Below are 22,078 nucleotides of genomic sequence, written 5' to 3'. Positions count from 1 at the left end.
ATTTACAATAGACTCATACAAATACTTCTTAGATTGCGGGGTGTTAAGGTTGGAAGTGATTACAAGAGATTTTTTCTTATTTTTATCCAAGAGCAGCTTTCTCAATAAGATGGCGCGAAGCTGGGGAAGCCGTGTGGCAGCCGGCAAAATCATCGGAGGAATGGATTTCCGCAGTTCTATCCCGACAATCCGACATTTGAACAGCCAAGGGCTGTCAGTTACTGTCGATCATTTGGGGGAATTTGTCAACAGCGGTGATGTCGCGAAAGAACGCACCGAGGAGTGCATGCAGACCATCGCCTTAATCGCTGATGAACAGCTGAATTCCCAAGTGTCATTAAAAATGACGTCTTTAGGTCTTGATATAGATCTCGATCTTGTCTATGAAAATATGACGAAAATCCTCCAGACGGCTGAAAAACATAAAGTCATGGTGACGATTGACATGGAAGATGAAACGAGATGCCAGAAAACGCTGGATATCTTTAAAGACTTCCGGAGCCGGTATGAATATGTAAGCACCGTGGTGCAGGCTTATCTGTACAGAACGGAGAAGGATCTTGATGACCTCAGCCCGCTGAATCCGTTTCTGCGGCTTGTCAAAGGGGCCTATAAAGAATCGGAAAAGGTGGCCTATCCTGAAAAAAGCGACGTCGATGAAAATTATAAAAGACTCATCCGCAAACAGCTTTTAAAAGGACATTATACGGCAGTTGCCACGCATGATGACAAAATGATCGAGTTTACAAAACAGCTTGCCAAAGAGCACGGCATTCCAAACGACCGTTTTGAGTTTCAGATGCTGTACGGCATGCGCTCGCAAACCCAGCTCAGCCTGGTGGAAGAAGGATACCGCATGAGAGTCTACCTGCCTTACGGGGATGACTGGTACGGCTATTTCATGAGACGGCTTGCCGAACGCCCCTCAAACATCGCATTCGCCTTTAAAGGGATGACTAAGAAGTAAAAAAGGGAGAGATGACAATGACTACACCTTATAAACACGAACCATTCACGAATTTCCAAGATCAATCGAACGTTGAAGAATTTAAGAAAGCGCTTGCGACGGTAAATGAGTATCTGGGAAAAGATTATCCGCTCGTCATCAATGGTGAAAAGGTAGAGACGGAAGCGAAAATCGTTTCAATCAATCCGGCTGATAAAGAAGAAGTCGTCGGAAAAGTGTCAAAGGCGTCCCAGGAGCACGCTGAGCAAGCGATTGAAGCAGCTGCGAAAGCGTTCGAAGAGTGGAGATACACATCCCCTGAAGAAAGAGCGGCCGTTTTGTTCCGCGCAGCTGCCAAAGTCCGCCGCAGAAAGCACGAATTCTCCGCCCTGCTCGTCAAGGAAGCAGGAAAACCTTGGAACGAAGCTGATGCAGATACGGCTGAAGCGATTGACTTCATGGAGTATTATGCACGCCAAATGATCGAACTGGCAAAAGGCAAACCGGTCAACAGCCGCGAAGGCGAGAAGAACCAATATGTGTACACGCCGACTGGAGTGACAGTTGTTATTCCGCCGTGGAACTTCTTGTTTGCGATCATGGCAGGAACAACAGTGGCGCCGATCGTTACTGGAAACACAGTGGTTCTAAAACCTGCGAGTGCTACACCTGTTATTGCAGCAAAATTTGTTGAGGTGCTTGAAGAGTCCGGATTGCCAAAAGGCGTAGTCAACTTTGTGCCGGGAAGCGGAGCAGAAGTAGGCGATTATCTTGTTGACCATCCGAAAACAAGCCTTATCACATTTACAGGATCACGTGAAGTCGGTACGAGAATTTTTGAACGCGCGGCAAAAGTGCAGCCGGGCCAGCAGCATCTGAAACGCGTCATTGCTGAAATGGGCGGTAAAGATACGGTTGTTGTTGACGAGGATGCGGACATTGAATTAGCGGCTCAATCGATCTTCACATCTGCATTCGGCTTTGCCGGACAAAAATGTTCTGCAGGTTCACGTGCAGTTGTCCATGAAAAAGTGTATGATCAAGTATTAGAGCGTGTCATTGAAATTACGGAATCAAAAGTAACTGCTAAACCTGACAGTGCAGATGTTTATATGGGGCCTGTCATCGACCAAGGTTCTTACGACAAGATCATGAGCTACATTGAAATCGGAAAAGAAGAAGGCCGTTTAGTAAGCGGCGGCACCGGAGATGATTCAAAAGGCTACTTTATCAAGCCGACGATCTTCGCTGACCTTGATCCGAAAGCAAGACTCATGCAGGAAGAAATTTTCGGGCCTGTCGTGGCGTTTTCTAAAGTGTCAAACTTTGATGAAGCTTTAGAAGTGGCCAACAATACTGAATATGGTTTGACAGGCGCGGTCATTACAAATAACCGCAAACATATTGAACGGGCGAAACAGGAATTCCATGTCGGCAACCTGTACTTCAACCGCAATTGTACGGGAGCGATTGTCGGCTACCATCCGTTCGGAGGCTTCAAAATGTCCGGCACTGATTCAAAAGCGGGCGGCCCGGATTATTTGGCCCTCCACATGCAGGCGAAAACAATCAGTGAAATGTTTTAAGAGGGACTGAATGGGCATCCTCCTCGCGGGGGGTGTCCATTTCACCATAAACATATAAAGCGGAGGAGGAAATGCCATAGCAAACATTCAGTTGATTATTTCCATTTGTATCTATATGGCGGGTATGCTGTTTATCGGTTATTTCGCCTACAGACGGACGTCAAATCTGACGGATTACATGCTCGGGGGGCGTTCTTTAGGCCCTGCCGTCACAGCGCTCAGCGCGGGAGCGGCGGATATGAGCGGATGGCTCTTGATGGGGCTTCCGGGTGCTATGTTCTCGACAGGATTAAGCGGCGCTTGGATTGTGCTCGGGCTTGTGCTCGGGGCGTGGGCGAACTGGCTTTTCGTGGCACCGAGGCTGAGAACGTATACCGAAAAAGCGGGGAATTCCATCACCATTCCGGGTTTCCTTGAAAACCGTTTCGGTGATCATACGAAGCTTCTCAGACTGTTTTCGGGTCTTGTCATTCTCGTCTTTTTCACATTTTACGTATCATCCGGCATGGTCTCAGGAGGCGTCTTATTCAACAGCATTTTAGGGTTGAATTACCACACGGGACTGTGGGTCGTGACAGGCGTCGTTGTCGCCTACACCTTGTTCGGAGGCTTTTTGGCGGTAAGCTGGACGGACTTTGTTCAAGGGATCATTATGTTTGTGGCGCTTATTCTCGTACCGATTGTGACGATTTTCCATACGGGCGGCCCGGGGGAAACCGTTGCCGATATCCGTTCCGTCAACCCGGAACTGTTTAATATGTTCAAAGGGACGACCGTCCTTGGCATTATTTCTTTATTTGCGTGGGGGCTCGGCTATTTCGGGCAGCCGCATATTATTGTGCGCTTTATGGCGATCACATCTGTGAAAGAAATCAAACGCGCCAGACGGATCGGAATGGGATGGATGATTTTGTCTGCACTAGGCGCGCTGTTTACGGGTCTTGCGGGAATCGCGTATTACCACCAGCACGGACTGAAGCTGGCTGATCCGGAAACCATTTTTATTCAGCTCGGCAACATTCTGTTCCACCCGATTATTACGGGATTTCTCATTTCTGCGATTTTAGCGGCCATTATGAGTACGATTTCGTCTCAGCTGCTCGTTACGTCCAGTTCTTTAGTAGAGGATTTGTATAAGTCCATGTTCAGGCGTTCGGCTTCTGATAAGGAACTCGTATTTCTGGGGAGAATGGCAGTGCTTGCGGTGTCAATCATCGCTTTGGTGCTCGCTTGGGAGAAAAACAACACGATACTTGGTCTTGTCAGCTATGCATGGGCGGGATTCGGCGCGTCATTCGGGCCGGTCGTACTGCTCAGTTTATTTTGGAAACGGATGACGAAATGGGGGGCACTCGCCGGCATGATTGCGGGAGCGATTACCGTAATCATTTGGGCGAATGCCGGTCTTTCAGACTTTTTGTACGAAATCATTCCGGGCTTTGCTGTAAGCCTTGCCGCTGTATTTGTCGTCAGCTTATTGACACAGGCTCCGTCAAAAGATGTCACAGATCAGTTTCATGATTACCGTGATACACTTTCTCAATAAAAGCAAGGAACGAGAGGAAGAAGGGACCGCCCTTTTTCCTCTTTTCACGATACAGGCTTTCGGATCATGCCGTTTTGGGAATAGGTGAATTTTTTTCTATACAAAAAGTCACCCCGCAGAGTATGATAAAGATAAAAAGAGCATAGGAGAAATAGGTATGGAAGAGCTTTTAGAGAGAGTTTTTTCATTTACGGACATTGATAAATTAATTGATTTCATCAGTTATGAATTGCAGAAGCCCGTTATTCTGGAAAGCGCGGATTTCTTTTTGCTTGCCTATAATTCTTATTACATTAATCACTTCGACTCCGCCAACCAGCAGACGATATTTTCAAAAAAATGCCCCGTGCAGATTTTTGAAAGGTTTCTGAAGGACGGGGTGATCGAAAAGCTGAAAACCGTTCCTGAACCGTTCCGTGTCGAAAAAATAGACAGTATCGGACTGAATCAGAGAGTGGTTGTAAGCGCAAAACATAAAGGGGAAGTGATGGGCTACATCTGGATTCAGGAGCTCGACCGAAACTTGACGGACGAGGAGCTCGATTTTTTATATGAAACTTCATTTCATGTCGGAAAAATCATCTATAAAACGAACCGGCTGAAACAAGAAAAAGAAGAAAGAGCGGAAGACCTGGTGAAACGGGCGATCTTTCAGCAATTCTCCTCTGAAAAGGAGTTCAGGCGGGAAGCGGAAAAGATGAACGCCGTGCTGCCGTCGGTTTTTTCAGTAGTCGTCCTGCACGCCGCAAATGGGGATGGGGAGGCAGTCGAAGATGTGAAGGAAAACATCAAATCGTACTTGAATTTGCGGGATAAAGTCAGTCACGTCTTAACCATTGATTCCAATATTGTCATCGTCGTCGCAAGCTTCTCGCAAAAAAGCTCCGGCACTTCGGCAGCATCTGAATTCATCCACAAACTGCTGACTCATTTTCACTTTCAGAAGATCCCCACTCCCATCTATATCGGAATCGGCAATGAATACAGCAGCATCCTGAAGCTCGGCAAAAGTTATATAGAAGCCCTTGAAGTCATAAAGGCCGCCGAAATTACCGGAAACCAGGAAAATATCCCGTACGAATACAGTAAGCTCGGGATTTACCGCTATCTTGAAAGCATCGAAGAAAAAAACGCCTCACTGGAATATGTAAACGATGATTTAGCGTTATTAAAAGCCAAAGACAGAGAAAGCAGTACAGAACTGCTGAAAACGTTAGAAATCTATCTCCTCAATAACTGCAAAACAAAACCAGCCGCAGAACAGCTTTTTATTCATCAAAACACATTGAACTACCGTATCAAACAGATTCTTGACATGACATCAATTAATTTAAACGACTTCAGGACAAGGTGCCAGCTGTACCTCGATATCATGCTGATGAAAAAGAGATAAAAAAGAAACCAGTCGCCGTACTGGTTTCAGTTTTAATACCTTCCCGCTTATCAATCTCAGAACCTCACTTCTGAATCACTCCTTTTCCGCAAGATGAGAAATGAATAAACACTGCTCCTCAATATGTGTTATACTTTCATTGATATTGATTCTCAATTAAAAATATTTGAAGTATAGATATAAACGGGAGGCAGAACGATGGCGGAAAATCATGAGGTGTATGACGTCACGATTATAGGCGGAGGCCCGATCGGCCTGTTTGCGGCTTTTTATTGCGGGATGCGCGAGCTGAAAACGAAAGTGATCGAGTTTTTGCCGCGGCTCGGAGGGAAAGTGTCTATGTTTTTCCCTGAAAAAATCATCCGTGATATCGGCGGAATACCCGGGATTGCCGGAGAACAGCTGATTAAGCAGCTGAAGGAACAGGCTGCGACATTTAAGCCGGATATCGTGTTGAATCAGCGGGTGACTGGATTTGAACGGGTGGAAGACGGAACCATTGTGCTGGAAAGTTCCAAAGGGGAAAAGCACTATACGCGCACGGTGATTTTGGCCGTCGGCATGGGAACGCTTGAGGTCAATGAACTTGACAGCGCGGATGCGAGCCGTTATTCGGGAAAGAACCTTCATTATAAGGTAGAGAAGCTTGATGCGTTTCGAGATAAGCATGTCGTGATTTCCGGAGGGGGAGATACCGCGGTTGACTGGGCGAATGAGCTGGAACCGATTGCGGCGTCTGTTACCGTCTTGCACCGCAGGGAGGAGTTTGGCGGTTTGGAAAGCAGCGTCGCGAAAATGAAGCGGTCTTCCGTGCGGGTGCTTGCGCCGTATCGACTGAAGCATCTCAACGGCACCGGAGAACGGATCGAGAGCGTCACCATTTGCCAAACTGAGTCCGGACTTTCTGAAGTCATCAAGCTTGATGAGCTCATTATCAACCACGGGTTTAAAATTGATCTCGGTCCGATGAAGGACTGGGGGTTTGAGATAGAAGAAGGCAGGATTAAAGCTGACAGACATATGCGGACGAATCTTCCGGGCGTGTTTGTCGCCGGTGACGCCGCCCATTATGAAAGCAAGCTCAGATTGATTGCCGGCGGTTTCACGGAGGGGCCGACCGCCGTGAACAGCGCCAAAGCCTATTTGGACCCGCAGGCGGATCAGATGGCGATGTATTCGACTCACCATAAAAAATTGGTGACACAATAAAAAAGGGCTGACCCCCGATGTTGAGCCTGAGGGTCAGAAAAGCATTCCGGGTATCAGCTGTGAACGAGCATGTCTTTCATTTCATTTCGTATAAACGCAAATAACTGTTCCTGATTTTTCACGGCGGTAAACCCGCAGCCGGCGGGGACGTCTTCGCCCATGCAGATGACGGGAGGGCGGTTTGCTGACGGATCCGGTGATATGCCGATTTGTTTTCCGGCGCTGATCAAATGCTGAGCGGATTCTTTGCCCGTACAGATAATCATTTGCAGAGGAGACTCACTGATCGTGCGTTCGATCATGGAAGTGAACCGCTCATCCGCGATATGCTCATGGGTGATATAAAACGGGCATGATTTTGAGTCTGACAAGTTTTCTGCTGCTTGACGGCTTCCTACAATGAGTGAATGCGGAGAATCAATTTGACATTCGGATAGGAGAAAGCCCCGTTTTGTCAGTTCCGTCTTTGCGGCCTCAGTCGCTGCATTCAGGCTTGCGGTCACCCGGCGGATATCGATCTGCTTGAAAGCCAGTGTGTCAAAGAATTCGCATACCGCAAGGCGTGATGTGAAAAATAGTTGTTCAAAGGTGCTGATCTGTTTCAGGATGTTTTCGTTTGCGGGCATTTTTTTAACGATCCGCTTCGGCCATTCAATAACATCGGCGCCATACTCGCGCAGCTTGTCTGTCAATGTATGTTCTTCATCGCCATGAGTGACAACCATGATATGCCGCCCGATGAACGGTTTGCTTTCAAACCAGCTGTGTGTTTGAAAATTGACAATATCACCGATGACGATAATGGCAGGGTTGGTGATGTTTTGGCTTTGAACTTTTTCATGGATGTCCTGAAGCGTTCCTTTAACGCTTCGCTGCCGCCCCCACGTCCCCCATTGAATGACGAGTACGGGAACGGAAGGGGATTTTCCGTACTCCATAAGCTGCCGGCATATAAACGACAGATTTTTAACGCCCATGTAAAACACAAGCGTTTGAACGCTTCGGGCAAGCCCTTCCCAGTCGAGATTCGGCCTGCCTTGCAATGATGTATCATGAGCGGTGATCATCGCGAAGGACGAAGCGAAATCACGATGGGTGACGGGGACTCCCGCATACAGCGGCGCTGCGATTCCCGAGGTGATGCCGGGCACCATTTCGTAGCGGATGCCGTGCTGATGAAGCGCCTCCGCTTCTTCGCCGACTCTGCCGAACACACTTGGGTCTCCGCCTTTCAAGCGGACGACGGTGCAGCCCTCCGCCGCTTTTTCAATCAGCAGGGCATTTATCTCAGACTGTTTCATAAAATGACGGTCGGGCAGCTTTCCGCAATAAATGAACCGGCAGTCCGGTGAGGCATATTCAAGGAACTTTGGGTTTGCGAGCCGGTCATACAAAATGATATCCGCTTTCTCCAGAGCCTGTTTTCCTTTTACGGTGATCAGCCCCGGGTCTCCTGGTCCGGCACCGACAAAATATACGATTCCGTTTTTCATGATGGCGTCATCCCTTCAGCAATTTAAAAAATGAAGGACCACTTGAAAAAGTGATCCGGTCTTTGCTCAATACAGGAGGTATACATTCTCTCCTTCAATCAGTGTTTCGTATGTTTTGACACAGCCATGATCCGGCTCTTGGACTTTTCCGTCTTCTAAGGAGATTTTCCAGTCATGCATCGGACAGAAGACGTATTCTCCGCTGACGATGCCTTCAGCCAGGACGCCCCCTTTATGGGGACAGCGATTTTCGACGGCGCGGACGCTCCCGTCAGAAAGCTTAAATACGGCAAGCTCTTTATCTTCTATATATACGGTTTTTCCTAACTCCTCGGGTAATTCGCTTACTTTGCCTATGCAAACCTTTGTCATATCTTTATTAACCATGTCCGTTCCCCCTTACTGTTTTATGAAGTCGTGACGACATTTTCGAATAGATCTTTAGATGCTTTTTTATCTTTAAGGAAGTATTGCCACGGATCTTTGTGGACAGAGAGTGTCTCATTCATTCTGTCGTTGAGCTCCTGCCGTTTTTCCGGATCGTTTAATACGGATTGGACATGAGATAGACCGACGCGCTCAAGCCATGCGGATGTCCGCTCCAGATAGTTTGCCGTTTCTCTGTAGTACTGAAGGTAAGCCCCCGCATATTCTAAGACTTCTTCATTCGTTTTTACTTTCATCAGCAAATCACCGGCGCGCAAATGGGTTCCGCCGTTTCCGCCGACATAAAGCTCCCAGCCTCCGTCGATGCCGACAACGCCAAGGTCCTTAATGCCTGATTCCGCACAGTTCCGAGGGCAGGCGGACACGGCCATTTTGACCTTGTGAGGCGTATTGAGCCCTTCGAATTTTTTCTCAAGCGCAATGCCCAGTGCCATGGAATCTTGCGTGCCGAAGCGGCAGAATTGTTCGCCTACGCACGTTTTTACCGTGCGGAGTGTTTTTCCGTACGCGTAGCCTGACGGCATATCAAGCTCGGCCCATACTTTCGGCAGGTCTTCTTTTTTGACGCCGATGAGATCAATCCGCTGGCCGCCTGTCATTTTAACGAGCGGGATCTCATATTTGTCGACGACATCGGCGATCTTACGGAGATCCTGAGAGTTGGTCACGCCGCCGTACATCCGGGGCACGACTGAGTATGTTCCGTCTTTTTGAATATTGGCGTGCATCCGTTCGTTCACAAAACGGGATGTTCTGTCATCCTCGTATGTAGCCGGATTAATCATGCCTAAGTAGTAGTTGAGGGCAGGACGGCATTTGGAGCAGCCCTCCGGCGTTTTCCAGCCGAGCACGTTCATGATTTCTCTTGTATGGGACAGCCCTTTGGCTTTGATTTCTTCTACGACTTCATCTCTCGACAGTGATGTACAGCCGCAAATCGCTTCTTTTTGCGCGGACGCGTCAAATTCTGAGCCCAGTGTATATTGAAGAATGTCTTCCACGAGCGGTTTACAGCCTCCGCAGGAACGGGATGCCCCGGTGCATGCTTTGATTTCGTCCGTTGATGTGCAGCCTTTTTCCTGAATGGCTTGAATAATCGCACCTTTTGAAACGCCGTTGCATCCGCAGATGATTTCATCGTCGCTCATCGCCGCGGTCATGCTTGCGCCTGCTTCCTGGTCAAGAGGCTGTAAGATTGATATTTTGGAGGTTTCGGAGATATCGGCTTCTTTTTGAATCATAGAAAACAGGCGGCCGCCCTCGCTGCTGTCGCCGAACAAAACAGCGCCGACAATTTGATTGCCCCTCAGGACGATTTTTTTATAAATGCCGTCCTGTTCATCGAACACTTTAATCGCTTTTTTGTCCTCTGATTCGTCAAAGTCACCGGCAGAGAAGACTTCGACGCCTGATACCTTTAATTGAGTGGAGAGAACGGAGCCTTCATACGGTTTTGTGTCAATGCCGCAAATATGTTTGGCCAGCACTTTCGCCTGTTCATAGAGCGGCGCCACAAGACCGTATGCGATTCCGCGGTGCTCGGCACATTCACCGACCGCGTAAATGTGCGGAATGTCAGTCTGCATATAATCATTGACAATGATTCCGCGGTTTACCGGAATGCCGCTTTCTGTGCCAAGCTGTGTATTCGGGCGGATGCCGACCGCCATGACGACCAGGTCAGCTTCGATGCTTGTGCCGTCTTTGAAGCGTACGCCTTCGACACGGTCAGTACCGAGAATTTCATCGGTTTGCTTTTCAAGGAAAAAGGTCATGCCTTGTTTTTCTAATTCGTTTTGCAGCAGGCGTCCCGCCGCTGCGTCAAGCTGGCGCTCCATCAGGAATGGGGCGAGGTGGATGACAGACACGTCCATTCCGAGATTCAGCAGTCCGCGTGCGGCTTCCAATCCCAGCAGTCCTCCGCCGATGACGGCTGCTTTTTTATATTGTTTTGACGCCGCGAGCATCGTATCTGTATCTTTTATGTCCCGGAATGCCGTGACGCCTTGTTTGTCTGCGCCCGGAATCGGAAGGATAAAAGGGACAGAGCCTGTCGCCAGGATGAGTTCATCGTAAGGCTGGATTCTGTCTGCATCTGTGATGACGGTTTTATTTTCCGTGTCGACTTTGATGACTGTTTCACCGGTATACAGCTGAATGTTGTTTTCTTTGTACCAGTTCCAATCGTTTAACGTAATGTCTTGAATGTCGGTATCGCCTTGCAGCACTTTTGACAGAAGGATTCGGTTATAGTTGGGATGAGGTTCGGCCCCGAATATTGTAATCTCGAATTCGTCTTTTGAAACACGCAGTATTTCTTCAATCGCTCTTACCCCGGCCATTCCATTTCCAACAAGGACTAGCTGTTTTTTTCCCATCAGATGATCCGCTCCTTATCTATGTTTTCTTTAGCGTAGCACAGCAAAAACAAATATTTAAGGTGCATGTTATGAAATGTAACAAAAAATACTAAAAAATCTAAAAATTTTATGAAAAATTATATAGGGCTGATTCGTACCGCGCACATCTTAAAACCGGGCATTTTACAGTCCGGATCCAAGGCTTCACCAATTAAATCGTTGACGTTTTGCGTGTCAGACCAATGGATGGGGACAAACAACGTGTCTTTTCGTACGTTTTCCGACCATCTGCTCCGGACCGTGATGCTGCCCCGGGGGGATTCTATCTTCACGAGAACACGGTCTTCGATATGATAGTCGGCCGCCGTTTTTGGGTGGATTTCCACAAAGGATTCGAAATGTCTTGCAGCCAAGGCAGAGCTTTTTCTCGTTTGGACACCCGTTAAGTAGTGAGACATGACTCTGCCTGTCGTTAAATAAAGCGGATAATCGGCTGACGGTTTCTCTTTTGGAACAGGTGGTTCGTTTGGAATCACACTTAATGCCGCTTTTTGATCCGGATGAGCAAATGATTCTGTAAACAAGCGCCCAGTTCCGGGATGATCAGATTCCGGACACGGCCAATGAATGCCGCCTTCCCGCCTGAGCCTGTCATAGGTGATGCCAGCGTAATCAGCAATTCCGCCGCGGCTCGCTTCTCTCAGTTCGTTAAAGATTTCCTCCGCTGACGTATAGGGAAAATAATGCCCTTTACCAAGAGCCGAGGCAATGTCACAGATAATCTGCCAATCATGTTTCGCTTCTCCGGGGCAGGTGCGGCTCGCTTCTCTTAATGTCACGCGGCCTTCTACATTTGTCATCGTGCCTTCGTCTTCCAAATAAGAGGAGGCGGGTAAAATCACATCTGCGAATGCCGCGGTCTCAGAAATAAATAAATCAACTGCGACAAAGAATCTCAGTTTCTTGATTGCTTGCTTGACGAAATTCGCATTTGGGCCGGAAACAGCCGGATTGGAACACATGAGAAACAGTCCTTTGATGTCGCCGCTAGCTATTTTTTCTATCATTTCATAGGCTGAGACGCCTTTTCGCGGCAGCTCATCCTGATGAATCCCCCACACCTTCGCAATATACGCCCGGTGTTCTTCAATTTCGATAGAACGGTAGCCCGGAAGCTGATCCGCTTTTTGGCCGTGTTCTCGCGCGCCTTGTCCGTTGCCTTGACCGGTAATCGCCCCGTAACCTGAGAAGGGCTTGCCGATTTTTCCCGTGATCAGCACCATATTTAAGAAAGCTTTCACCGCCGCGGTACCGTCAGTCTGCTGTTCGATCCCCCGCGCTGTAAACAGCATGCCGGATGTTTCCTTGGCAAACTTCACGGCGGCCTTTCGCATATGCTCCAAAGGAACACTTGTCTGCTCGGAAATCTCTTTCAGATCTAAAGCGTCGGTATGCCGTTTGAGCTTATCGAATCCGTTTGTTCGTGTGCGGATAAAGTCTTTGTCTGTAAGCTGTTCGTCAATGCAGATTTTGACGAGTCCGTTTGCCAGGGCGGCGTCTGTGCCGGGCTTGATTTTCAGGTGAAGATCGGCTATTTTGGTCGTCGCCGTTTCCCGGGGATCAATGGCGATAATGTAAGCCCCGTTTTCTTTCGCTTTATCAAAATACGGCATGATCGTCGGCTGGCATTCCGCGATATTGGTGCCTGCCAGGATGATGACGCGTGTATGCGGAATGTCCGATAATGGATTCGTCAGGCCCCTGTCCGCGCCGAATGTCTGGCCGGCCGCCGTTGCTGCGGCAGACATACAGAGCCGCCCGTTGTAATCGATGTATTTCGTCTGTAAGCCGACCCGTGCGAACTTTCCTAGCAGATAGGCTTCTTCATTTGTAATGGAGGCGCTCCCGTAGACGGCCATCGCATCATTGCCGTGTTCGGTTTGGATCAGATTGATTTGTTCCTTAATGCGATTCAGTGCTTCAGCCCAAGAGACAGGCACAAATTCACCGTTTTTTTTAAACAGGGGGCGTGTAATGCGGGAAGAGTGCACGGCATGCTGATGGGCATTCATGCCTTTTGTACATAAACGGCCATGTGTCGTCGGATTATCAATGCCGATTGCAGTGTATTTCTTCCGTGCCGCGAAGGTTTGTTCCGTAAGCTGCATTTTGCATTGCATGCTGCAGAACGGGCATTGCGTCTCATATGTTTTTTCCGATTGAATATCTTGCAGTTTGTCACGGAAATAACGGAGCATCGGTTCAGTCAAAAAGCTTCATCCTTTCGTATGGCGTTTTCCCGGCAGACAGGTTTTGCAGCAGGGATATGTCTGAACGAAGATTTTTCAGAAGCTGTGTCCGCATATCTTCTTCAAACAGCATTTCTCTGATATGGACGAGGCCGAGTCTGTCAACCCATTGGTAAATCGCTTCGTTGTAGTGAGCCGTTTCGCGATAATACTGAATAAGGCCTTTCATCATAGCGGCGGTACTGTCTTCGTTATTCGTCACACAAAAAAGGCTGCCGGCGCGGGCTTGTTTTCCGCGGACGCCCCCGATATAAACTTCCCAGCAAGTTTGTGTCTGAAGCACGCCGATATCCTGAATGTAAGCATCGGTGCAATTGTTTTCACATGACAAGCTGACGGATACATAAGCGGGTACGGCAAGCATGTCGGTATCTCGTTCAATCCTGCTTGCCAGCTCTTGAAAGGAGCGATGCTGTCCGCACGTACATGCTCTGATTTGAATCGTCCAGCGGTGCCGGGGGGAGAAAACCGGCATGTTCAGTGCTTTTCTGATGCTTGCAAGGTCATTTGGCCTGATTCCGGAAAGCCTCAGCCGGTGACTGTCAGTCATCGAAACGCCGGGGATGCCGTATTCTTCGATGACGTCTGCGATGTTTTTGAGCTCTGCCGCACTTGTCAGTCCGCCGTACATTTGCGGAATCAGGGTGCATGTCTCTTCTGCCGATATTTCATTGAACTGCATAAAATCAGGCCGCGTCCTTTCCAGGTAATAGTGAAGCGCCGGAATACAAATGCGGCAGCCGTTTTCTGTTTTCCAGCCGATCTCTTTCATTACCTCGGCGGCATCAGTGAACGGACGGCGCCAAAGTTCCGCGATGACTTCTTCTTCCGTCAAATCGGTGCAGCCGCAAAACGAAGGCTGGCGGGAGGGTTTTGTGTAATCATCGCTCGCCATATACTTCAGCAAGTCTTCAACGAGAGGCCTGCATCCTCCGCAAGACCCGGACGCTTTTGTCATGTGCTTTACTTCCTCCGCGGTTTTTAAGCCATATTTGTTTACCGCTTCTTCAATGGACCCCTTGGTCACTGAGCTGCATTGGCAAATGGTTTCATGGGGAGGCATGGATTCAAAGGATATACCGCCTTGATCCGGTTCCATGAGCTGTTTTTTCACGATGGAAATATCTCTTTGCTTCACAAGACTGTCGAGAAGCCGCTGTTTACCGCGCGTGTCCCCGAATAAAATAAAGCCGGCCGGTTTATCGTCCTCAAAGAGCGCTTTTTTGTAGATGCCTGCATGCTCATCATGGAACAATATGCCGGCTGTGTGCTCATCCTCGTGCACCTTTCCTGCCGACCATACATCAATACCGGCTATTTTTAAGGCTGCAGATTGTGTAAAGCCTTGAAACCCTTCGCACGGGACGCCGCATAGATGCTGCGCGAGCACTTTTCCCTGTTCATAAAGCGGCGCCGCCAATCCGTATACAATCCCGTCATGCTCCGCGCATTCACCGACGGCATACACATTCGGTTTGTTCGTCTGCATGAATTGATTGACGATGATTCCTCGGTTCACTGAAAGTCCGGCAGATGCAGCCAATCGGATATTGGGCCTCACACCGGCGGCCATGACAATCAGGTCTGCTTCTATGGAAGAACCGTCTTTGAAACGGATGCCTTCCGCCCGTGAGTTTCCTGTAATGGATGCCGTGTCTTTCTCTAAAAGAAAGACTAAGCCTTTTCGCTCCAGCTCTTTCTGCAGCAGGCGTGATGCCGTTTGATCAAGCTGTTTTTGCATAATGGCCGAAGAGTGGTGAATGACGCTGACGTCCATGCCGAGCTGCCGTAAGCCGACGGCCGCTTCAAGACCTAATAAACCGGCGCCGATGACCGCCGCCTTTTGATACCGGCCGGCCGCATTGATAAGGGATTGGCAGTCTTCTATTGTCCGAAAGCCGCAGACCCCTTCTTTCTCTGCTCCGGGTATGGGGAGAATATAAGGAGAGGAGCCAGTTGCAAGGATGATTTGATCGTAAGTCATGCTGCGCTTTCGATCCGTTGTGACAACCTGCCGTTCTGTATCAATGTCTACAACCGTTTCTCCCGTGTAAAGCGTAATTCCGTTTTTTTTGTACCATTCGCGGCTATTCAGCGTAATGGCATCAAGCGAAACCTCACCTTGTAAAACGGAGGATAAGAGAATGCGATTGTAATTGGGATGAGGTTCGCTTCCGAAAATGACAATCTCAAACATGTCACGGTTCATCTTTAAAATGTGTTCAATACAGCGGATTCCGGCCATTCCGTTCCCTGCTGCAATTAATCGTTGTTTCTTCATTCGCCAAACCTCCTTTGCAGCTGCCTGTAAGATTGCTTCTCTATGAGAAATTATGGCACATTGCCTGATTAACGCATTAAATGTGTCGCATTATCTTACACATGTCTTTTCCGGTGAATGCCGGTCATATATTCTTGATTCAGCAATTTGAAATGATAGAAGACCGGAAAGGAGAATGTTATGAAGCTGTCGGAATTAAAAACAAGCGGTCATCCGCTCACTCTGCTCTGTTCCTTCCTATATTTTGATGTGAGTTTTATGATTTGGGTAATGCTGGGGGCGCTCGGCGTTTATATTTCTCAGGATTTCGGGTTGTCTTCTTTTGAAAAAGGGTTTGTCGTGGCTCTGCCGATCTTATCAGGATCTGTGTTTCGGATCATTTTAGGTGTGTTAACGGACAGGATCGGGCCGAAGAAAACAGCCGTGATCGGGATGCTGATCACGATGATCCCGCTGCTTTGGGGGGCATTCGGCGGCCGTTCTTTGACTGAGCTGTATGCGATCGGCATTCTGCTGGGCGTAGCGGGCGCAAGTTTTGCTGTTGCGCTTCCGATGGCGAGCCGGTGGTATCCGCCTCACTTGCAGGGGCTTGCGATGGGGATAGCAGGTGCCGGCAACAGCGGCACTTTGTTTGCGACATTGTTCGGTCCCCGCCTTGCGGAACAGTTTGGGTGGCACAGTGTAATGGGAATTGCGCTTCTTCCGTTGATGATCGTTTTTATTCTGTTTATCGTCATGGCGAAGGACTCTCCTGCACAGCCCGCACCGCAGCCGCTTAAAAACTACCTTCACGTTTTCAGGCAGAAGGAGACATGGTGTTTCTGTCTTTTGTACGGCGTCACTTTCGGAGGTTTTGTGGGATTATCAAGTTTTTTGGCGATTTTTTTCGTTGATCAATATCAATTGTCAAAAATCCATGCCGGTGATTTCGTTACAATATGTGTCGCGGCGGGCAGTTTTTTTCGCCCAGCAGGAGGCTGGATTTCAGACCGTGCGGGAGGTGCGAAAGTTCTCGCTGTACTGTTTGTCATCGCGGCTCTGTGTATGGCGGGAGTCAGCAGCCTGCCTCCGCTTTCAACGGTTGTCGTTCTGCTGTTTATCGGAATGATGGCGCTCGGTATGGGCAACGGAGCGGTATTTCAGCTTGTCCCTCAGCACTTTGCAAAAGAAATCGGAATGGTGACGGGGATCGTCGGAGCGGCCGGCGGCATAGGGGGGTTTTTCCTTCCGAATATTTTAGGATCATTGAAGCAGATGACGGGAACTTATGCGATCGGTTTTATCTCTTTTTCATGTATCGCATTGCTCGCATTTGTGCTTGTTCTGGCCGCAGGCTATTTTTGGAGAAAAAGCTATGGCACTGAAAACAGTCCTGCGGATGTTTAAGTTTGGGCGGAAGACACGTATGACAGCGTGTCTTTTTTATGATTGATTATTTTTCACTTGATTTTAAACGGAGAATATATCAGAATAAATAGTAACGATTACGATTTATAACAATGTACATCATGATGAAAATAAGGCAGGTGCGGGATGTAAATCGTAATCATTCTATTTTGTCAGGAGGCTATTTTATGAAAAAAATTCCGGTTACAGTATTGAGCGGCTATCTTGGTGCCGGAAAGACGACCGTTTTGAATCATATTTTACAAAACCGCAACGGTTTAAAAATTGCCGTCATCGTCAATGACATGAGCGAAGTAAATATAGACGCGGGCTTGGTGAAGCAGGGAGGCGGCTTGTCAAGGACGGATGAGAAACTCGTAGAATTATCCAACGGCTGTATCTGCTGCACGCTGCGTGAAGATTTATTAGTCGAAGTTGAGAAACTCGCGAAAGACGGCAGATTTGATTATATTGTGATTGAATCAACAGGGATCAGCGAACCGATTCCCGTTGCCCAGACATTTTCTTATATAGATGAAGAAATGGGCATTGATCTGACAACTTTCTGCAGGCTGGACACAATGGTGACCGTGGTGGATGCAAACCGCTTCTGGCATGATTTCCAGTCCGGTGACAGCCTTCTTGACCGGAAGGAAGCGGCGGGAGAAGAGGATGAACGGGTGATTGCCGATTTATTAATTGACCAAATCGAGTTTTGTGATGTGCTCATTTTAAATAAATGCGACATGGTGGGCGAAAAAGAGCTTGAACAGCTGGAAACGGTTCTTCGCGCATTACAGCCCCGTGCCAGACTGATCCGGTCCGTCCGCGGAGAAGTGCCCGCCGAATACATATTGAATACCGGTTTATTTGAGTTTGAGGAAGCGAGTTCATCAGCAGGATGGATAAAGGAGCTGACGGCAGGTCATGAAGCGCACACTCCCGAAACGGAAGAGTACGGCATCACTTCGTTTGTGTACTCGCGGCGTCTGCCGTTTCATACCGTTCGTTTTGACAGCTGGCTGCATCAATCAATGCCTGACAACATTGTGCGCGCAAAAGGAATTGCTTGGTGCGCAACCCGCAACAGCCTTGCGCTGCTGATGTCTCAGGCGGGTCCGGCAGTTTCGATTGAGCCTGTTTCTTATTGGGTGGCGGCAATGCCGAAACTTGAGCAGGAGCAGATTAAACAGCAGGAACCGGAGATTCTGGAAGATTGGGACGACCAATTCGGAGACCGTCATACGAACCTGGTGTTTATCGGAACAGATTTACATGAAGCAGCCATTACAAAGGAATTGGATCAGTGCCTGCTCACGCCGTCTGAGTTCGATTCCGACTGGTCGCAGCTTGAAGATCCTTTTCAATGGGATATTCAGCGGGCCGAATAACATTCCGGCCAAGTTTAGAAGCAGGTGAAAAGGGAAGGAGTGATTAAAAAGGAGCTGACCAAGTGTGAAAGCACTGACATACCAAGGAAAAGAACATATGGAAGTGAAAGAAGTCCCGGCACCCGCCATTCAAGATGAGAGGGATGTCATCGTTCGAATCACCGCAACCGGGATATGCGGTTCAGACCTTCATTTATATAAAAACGGAATACCCGCCGATCCGGGTTATATCGTCGGGCATGAGCCGATGGGAATCGTTGAAGAAACGGGCAGTCAAGTCAAAAAGCTGAAAAAAGGCGACCGGGTCGTGATTCCTTTTAACATCGGCTGCGGAGAATGTCATTATTGCCAGCACCAGATGGAAAGCCAGTGTGATGAATCTAATCCAAATCCTCATACAGATGCCGGCGGCTTATTCGGTTTTTCGGAGTTTAACGGTAATTATCCCGGCGGGCAGGCTGAATATTTACGTGTTCCTTATGCTGATTTCTCTTCTTTTCTGGTTCCGGCAGACAGTGAGCTTGAAGATGAGCATGTGCTGCTTCTGTCAGATGTCATGCCGACCGCCTTTTGGAGCGTCCAGCACAGCGGAGTGAAAAAAGGAGATACAGTCGTGATTCTGGGATCAGGTCCGATCGGTTTAATGGCGCAAAAATTCGCGTGGAAAAAAGGAGCAAAGCGGGTTATCGCAGTCGATCAAGTCCCGCATCGCCTTGAACATGCGAGACGCATAAACGGAGCAGAGACCTTCAATTTTTCAGAACATGATGAGATCGGGAAACTGCTGCATGAACAAACGTCAGGGGGCGCGGATGTAGTGATTGATTGTGTCGGAATGGACGGCACGCCGCTGTCAAAAGAAAAAACAGAGCAAAAACCGAATCAGTTCGGAACGATCAGTCCGATTCTTACAGCATCAGAAGCCGTTAAGAAGTTCGGAACCGTGCAGCTCACGGGCGCATACATTTCTGAAGCGGACGGCTTTCCGCTCGGTGATTTTTTCACACGCAACGTTTCTTTAAAAATGGGCCAGGCACCCGTTATTCATCTGATGCCGATGCTGTATCAAATGATCGAACAAAATGAAATTGATCCGACGGACATCATTACACACAAAATGAGTCTTGCGGAAGCTCCTGCTGCATATGATATATTTGACAAAAAAGAAGATGGCAACATTAAAGTGATTTTAAAGCCATAGTGAGGAGAAACACGATGAATATTTACAGACCGGCGGGATTTTGGATCAGATTGGGAGCCGTGGTACTCGACTATTTAATTACTTCAGTGCCTTTGGCGATTATTTTTATGCTGGCAACAGGAAAAGATCCGAATGAGAGCGCAATGATCAGCATTATTTTGACTCTTTATGGTATTTTGCTCCCTGTCTACTGGAACGGTTATGTTATCGGCAAAAAGATCTGCGGTATCCGCATCGTCAAAAAAGACGGAACTCAGGTAGGCTTTCTCACTATGATTTTGAGAGTGCTTGTGGGCGGCCTGATATATGGGGTGACGTTTGGAATCGGTGTGATCGTGAGCGCATTCATGGTCGGAATGAGAGAAGACAAACGGTCAATCCACGATTTTGTAGCGGGAACGTATGTCACGTACGCGCTGCCGGACGAATCGATTGAAAAGAGCGAATAATTTCGCTCTTTTTTTTGCATAAAAAATGGATGAGGGAGAAACATATAACAAACGTTAAAGGAGGAAAGAATCATGAAAAGAGCTGCATTGTCTTTAGCTGCGTTTTTCATTACAGCAATGGTTTTCACAATGCCGGCACACGCCGCCGGAACAAAAATGCCTTCAACAATGTCACTCACGGAACAGCAGAAAAAAGAAATTGAATCACTTGAAAAAGAAGTGCTCGAAAAACGAAAACATGTCATATCCAAATATGTCGAGTACGGGGTCCTGCCGAAAGAAAAAGCAGAACATATTAAACAGCATATGGACAGGCGCTTTAACATGATGAAACAAAATGGGTTTGTCCCGAAGCCTCCGCCTCATAAATTGGAAAAGCGGCATCATCATTCTTAAGCATCCGGCAAGCCGGATGCTTTTTTGTTTTTATCGGGATTGCTCTGAAACGCGTTTCATAACGTATGATATCAATATCATAGGCATCAGGAGGATGAAACACATGATACATAAAAAACAGGGCCTGTTCCCTGATACATTTCTATGGGAGTCAGCCTCGGCTGCCTATCAGGCTGAAGGAGCCTGGAATAAAGACGGTAAAGGACCTTCAGTATGGGTAAACAGTGCAGAGTGGCTATTAGTGACGGAGTTCATCTCATCGGCTACTGCAGCTGGTCATTCACGGATCTGTTAAGCTGGCTGAACGGCTATCAAAAACGCTACGGTTTTGTGTATATCAATCGAGATGAAGAAGATGAAAAGGATTTGAAACGGATCAGGAAAAAAAGTTTTTATTGGTACCGGAATGTAATTGAAACAAACGGTAAAAGTTTATAAAAGTTCCCTGAGAGAAATATGATTCTCTCAGGGATTTCTTTTACATTACGGCTGCATCAATAATATACGTATCCGCATGAAGATCGGATATTTCGGCAGGCACTGAATAACAGGTAAGGCTGTATCGGCCTTTCGGAATATGAAAGAAAAGCCGCTTTGACATCACGCTTTCAATCTCAATTCCATCTTTTACAGCCTCAAAGGGAACAGTCGCTTTTTTCTCATAGGATGGTACCGGTTCACTTGTGTTAAGCCTGAGAACGATAAATGCCCTCGTATTTCTCCTTGCCTCAAATGAAACAGCTCCGTCAGCTTCCGCATATCCTTTTTCAATGGCTTCATCGGTCCAATCGATAACAGGCGGTTCTGAATCTTTTTGGAAGATTGTAAATTGATGATAAGAAATGGCCAGTTCTTGCGGTTTCCATGATTTAATCAATGCGCTGTTCCTCCTGTTTTTTACTTAATTTTAAATAATACTCTCGTTCCGTCGGGATCATTGGTAAGCTGGTGTCCGACCCATGAGCCGGCTCCGCGGTTGTCTGCCGGAGAAATATATTCTACGGAGGCGTTGTTTCCGCCCTGTTTACAAACCGCCATCGGCCATTCATCCCTATCGTATCCCGTTTTGACAGGCACATGTTTAAGAGATTGCTCACGCCGCTTATGTACTCCGTCTCTGTCAATGGTGCATATGCTGGAATGCCCTTCTTTTATCGCGTCCTTAATATGCTTTGCTGTTTCCGGATATCGATCGGACGGAAATAGGATTACCTTGTCGTAATCACTCTTCTGAACGGTTTGCTCGTTATCTGAGAAAAGATCACCCTTGATCAGGGCCGCGACTGCTCCGGCAATGATGATAAGAACAAGCAGCAGTGCTTTTAATGTTTTCAAGAGTATCAATCACCTCCAGTTTTAATTGCTGTAAAGCTGGTCCAAGAATAAAGCAGAATCGGCCGGCTGTAAAGCTGTTAAAATATATTTCTCAGCCGCAATTCAGCTGAATATCTGTAAAACCATCCGCACAAATCAACTTTATTCATTAAAAATTCGATCAGAAAGTGTTTTTGCCGTTTCCCTATTCAGAAATGAATGGTTGCGGCCGTATCGTCAATTGACTTATTATAGCGATAAGCTCACCGGCAGGATATCTTCGTCTGCGAGTGTCTGACCCGAAAACCTTGGCCTGTATGACCGTGCGCAACAAGACGATAAAAAGACGGCCATCTGATAAGAAGGCCGTC

General features: G+C 47.8%; 18 protein-coding genes and 1 pseudogene. 12 read left to right on the top strand and 7 right to left on the bottom strand.

The features are described 5' to 3' along the window. The first annotated feature begins 55 nt into the window (after nt 1-55). From ACWHAR_RS16230 to ACWHAR_RS16210, 5 genes are all read left to right on the top strand, one after another. On the top strand, nt 56-967 hold the full coding sequence (locus tag ACWHAR_RS16230; RefSeq protein ID WP_087920787.1) for a proline dehydrogenase family protein: 912 nt from the start codon (nt 56-58) through the stop codon (nt 965-967). Nucleotides 968-984: 17 nt separating this feature from the next. Then, complete coding sequence (gene pruA, locus ACWHAR_RS16225; protein ID WP_011996302.1) at nt 985-2,532, top strand: L-glutamate gamma-semialdehyde dehydrogenase; 1,548 nt, start codon at nt 985-987, stop codon at nt 2,530-2,532. A gap of 91 nt (nt 2,533-2,623) precedes the next feature. Beyond that, nucleotides 2,624-4,078 (top strand): sodium/proline symporter PutP, encoded by a 1,455-nt coding sequence (gene putP, locus ACWHAR_RS16220; RefSeq protein WP_007609276.1) that lies wholly within the window; start codon nt 2,624-2,626, stop codon nt 4,076-4,078. 157 nt (nt 4,079-4,235) lie between these two features. Beyond that, on the top strand, nt 4,236-5,471 hold the full coding sequence (locus tag ACWHAR_RS16215; protein WP_003156600.1) for a PucR family transcriptional regulator: 1,236 nt from the start codon (nt 4,236-4,238) through the stop codon (nt 5,469-5,471). A 198-nt stretch (nt 5,472-5,669) separates the two neighbouring features. Then, the gene (locus ACWHAR_RS16210) at nt 5,670-6,680 is read left to right on the top strand and encodes an NAD(P)/FAD-dependent oxidoreductase (RefSeq protein ID WP_032872786.1); all 1,011 of its coding nucleotides are present in this window, start codon (nt 5,670-5,672) and stop codon (nt 6,678-6,680) included. Between the two features lie 53 nt (nt 6,681-6,733). Here ACWHAR_RS16210 and cobA read toward each other — a convergent pair whose 3' ends face one another. From cobA to nirB, 5 genes are all read right to left on the bottom strand, one after another. Then, the gene (gene cobA, locus ACWHAR_RS16205) at nt 6,734-8,173 is read right to left on the bottom strand and encodes a uroporphyrinogen-III C-methyltransferase (protein ID WP_032872788.1); all 1,440 of its coding nucleotides are present in this window, start codon (nt 8,171-8,173) and stop codon (nt 6,734-6,736) included. Nucleotides 8,174-8,239: 66 nt separating this feature from the next. Further along, nucleotides 8,240-8,560: a nitrite reductase small subunit NirD gene (gene nirD / locus ACWHAR_RS16200; RefSeq protein ID WP_032872790.1), complete on the bottom strand. Its 321-nt coding sequence runs from the start codon at nt 8,558-8,560 to the stop codon at nt 8,240-8,242. A 20-nt stretch (nt 8,561-8,580) separates the two neighbouring features. Next, nucleotides 8,581-10,998: an NADPH-nitrite reductase gene (gene nasD / locus ACWHAR_RS16195; protein WP_032872792.1), complete on the bottom strand. Its 2,418-nt coding sequence runs from the start codon at nt 10,996-10,998 to the stop codon at nt 8,581-8,583. Nucleotides 10,999-11,117: 119 nt separating this feature from the next. Continuing rightward, nucleotides 11,118-13,250 carry an assimilatory nitrate reductase catalytic subunit NasC gene (gene nasC, locus ACWHAR_RS16190; RefSeq protein ID WP_032872794.1) on the bottom strand — a complete coding sequence of 711 codons (2,133 nt, stop codon included), beginning with the start codon at nt 13,248-13,250 and terminating at the stop codon, nt 11,118-11,120. Continuing rightward, nucleotides 13,243-15,570, bottom strand: a complete 2,328-nt coding sequence (nirB, locus tag ACWHAR_RS16185) for a nitrite reductase large subunit NirB (RefSeq protein ID WP_032872796.1) — start codon at nt 15,568-15,570, stop codon at nt 13,243-13,245. Before nirB ends, nasC begins: the two co-directional genes overlap by 8 nt. 180 nt (nt 15,571-15,750) lie before the next feature. Between nirB and ACWHAR_RS16180 the strand changes: the two genes are divergently transcribed. From ACWHAR_RS16180 to ACWHAR_RS16150, 7 genes and pseudogenes are all read left to right on the top strand, one after another. Next, a complete protein-coding gene (locus tag ACWHAR_RS16180) occupies nt 15,751-16,956 on the top strand; it encodes an MFS transporter (RefSeq protein WP_032872798.1) in 1,206 nt (401 codons plus the stop codon). 188 nt (nt 16,957-17,144) lie between these two features. Next, entirely contained in the window at nt 17,145-18,347 is a 1,203-nt protein-coding gene (locus ACWHAR_RS16175) for a GTP-binding protein (RefSeq protein WP_032872800.1), read from the top strand. A gap of 64 nt (nt 18,348-18,411) precedes the next feature. Then, nucleotides 18,412-19,548 (top strand): zinc-dependent alcohol dehydrogenase, encoded by a 1,137-nt coding sequence (locus ACWHAR_RS16170; protein WP_032872802.1) that lies wholly within the window; start codon nt 18,412-18,414, stop codon nt 19,546-19,548. Between the two features lie 14 nt (nt 19,549-19,562). Continuing rightward, nucleotides 19,563-19,997 carry an RDD family protein gene (locus tag ACWHAR_RS16165; RefSeq protein ID WP_021494203.1) on the top strand — a complete coding sequence of 145 codons (435 nt, stop codon included), beginning with the start codon at nt 19,563-19,565 and terminating at the stop codon, nt 19,995-19,997. A gap of 72 nt (nt 19,998-20,069) precedes the next feature. Further along, nucleotides 20,070-20,393: a YckD family protein gene (locus ACWHAR_RS16160; protein ID WP_032872805.1), complete on the top strand. Its 324-nt coding sequence runs from the start codon at nt 20,070-20,072 to the stop codon at nt 20,391-20,393. Then, complete coding sequence (locus tag ACWHAR_RS16155; protein WP_079891133.1) at nt 20,335-20,688, top strand: family 1 glycosylhydrolase; 354 nt, start codon at nt 20,335-20,337, stop codon at nt 20,686-20,688. Before ACWHAR_RS16160 ends, ACWHAR_RS16155 begins: the two co-directional genes overlap by 59 nt. Then, nucleotides 20,613-20,831: pseudogene (locus ACWHAR_RS16150) on the top strand (family 1 glycosylhydrolase); the annotation flags it as partial. The gene ACWHAR_RS16155 and the pseudogene ACWHAR_RS16150, both read left to right, overlap by 76 nt. Nucleotides 20,832-20,871: 40 nt before the next feature. Here the strand turns inward: ACWHAR_RS16150 and comJ are convergent. Then, nucleotides 20,872-21,270: a competence protein ComJ gene (gene comJ, locus ACWHAR_RS16145; protein ID WP_032872809.1), complete on the bottom strand. Its 399-nt coding sequence runs from the start codon at nt 21,268-21,270 to the stop codon at nt 20,872-20,874. A 20-nt stretch (nt 21,271-21,290) separates the two neighbouring features. Next, nucleotides 21,291-21,728: a NucA/NucB deoxyribonuclease domain-containing protein gene (locus tag ACWHAR_RS16140; RefSeq protein ID WP_003156588.1), complete on the bottom strand. Its 438-nt coding sequence runs from the start codon at nt 21,726-21,728 to the stop codon at nt 21,291-21,293. Nucleotides 21,729-22,078 lie beyond the last annotated feature (350 nt).

Source organism: Bacillus sp. LR--39 (assembly GCF_053613335.1).
Note: the sequence above shows the minus strand (reverse complement) of the source record. Positions and strands in the feature narration are given on the sequence as shown.

What these genes read in the sequence shown, in the direction of transcription:
- pruA (WP_011996302.1), top strand. Translation starts at nt 985, where the DNA reads ATGACTACACCTTATAAACACGAACCATTCACGAATTTCCAAGATCAA.
- ACWHAR_RS16215 (WP_003156600.1), top strand. Translation starts at nt 4,236, where the DNA reads ATGGAAGAGCTTTTAGAGAGAGTTTTTTCATTTACGGACATTGATAAA.
- ACWHAR_RS16210 (WP_032872786.1), top strand. Translation starts at nt 5,670, where the DNA reads ATGGCGGAAAATCATGAGGTGTATGACGTCACGATTATAGGCGGAGGC.
- cobA (WP_032872788.1), bottom strand. Translation starts at nt 8,173, where the DNA reads ATGAAAAACGGAATCGTATATTTTGTCGGTGCCGGACCAGGAGACCCG.
- nirD (WP_032872790.1), bottom strand. Translation starts at nt 8,560, where the DNA reads ATGGTTAATAAAGATATGACAAAGGTTTGCATAGGCAAAGTAAGCGAA.
- nasD (WP_032872792.1), bottom strand. Translation starts at nt 10,998, where the DNA reads ATGGGAAAAAAACAGCTAGTCCTTGTTGGAAATGGAATGGCCGGGGTA.
- nirB (WP_032872796.1), bottom strand. Translation starts at nt 15,570, where the DNA reads ATGAAGAAACAACGATTAATTGCAGCAGGGAACGGAATGGCCGGAATC.
- ACWHAR_RS16180 (WP_032872798.1), top strand. Translation starts at nt 15,751, where the DNA reads ATGAAGCTGTCGGAATTAAAAACAAGCGGTCATCCGCTCACTCTGCTC.
- ACWHAR_RS16175 (WP_032872800.1), top strand. Translation starts at nt 17,145, where the DNA reads ATGAAAAAAATTCCGGTTACAGTATTGAGCGGCTATCTTGGTGCCGGA.
- ACWHAR_RS16165 (WP_021494203.1), top strand. Translation starts at nt 19,563, where the DNA reads ATGAATATTTACAGACCGGCGGGATTTTGGATCAGATTGGGAGCCGTG.
- ACWHAR_RS16160 (WP_032872805.1), top strand. Translation starts at nt 20,070, where the DNA reads ATGAAAAGAGCTGCATTGTCTTTAGCTGCGTTTTTCATTACAGCAATG.
- ACWHAR_RS16155 (WP_079891133.1), top strand. Translation starts at nt 20,335, where the DNA reads ATGGGTTTGTCCCGAAGCCTCCGCCTCATAAATTGGAAAAGCGGCATC.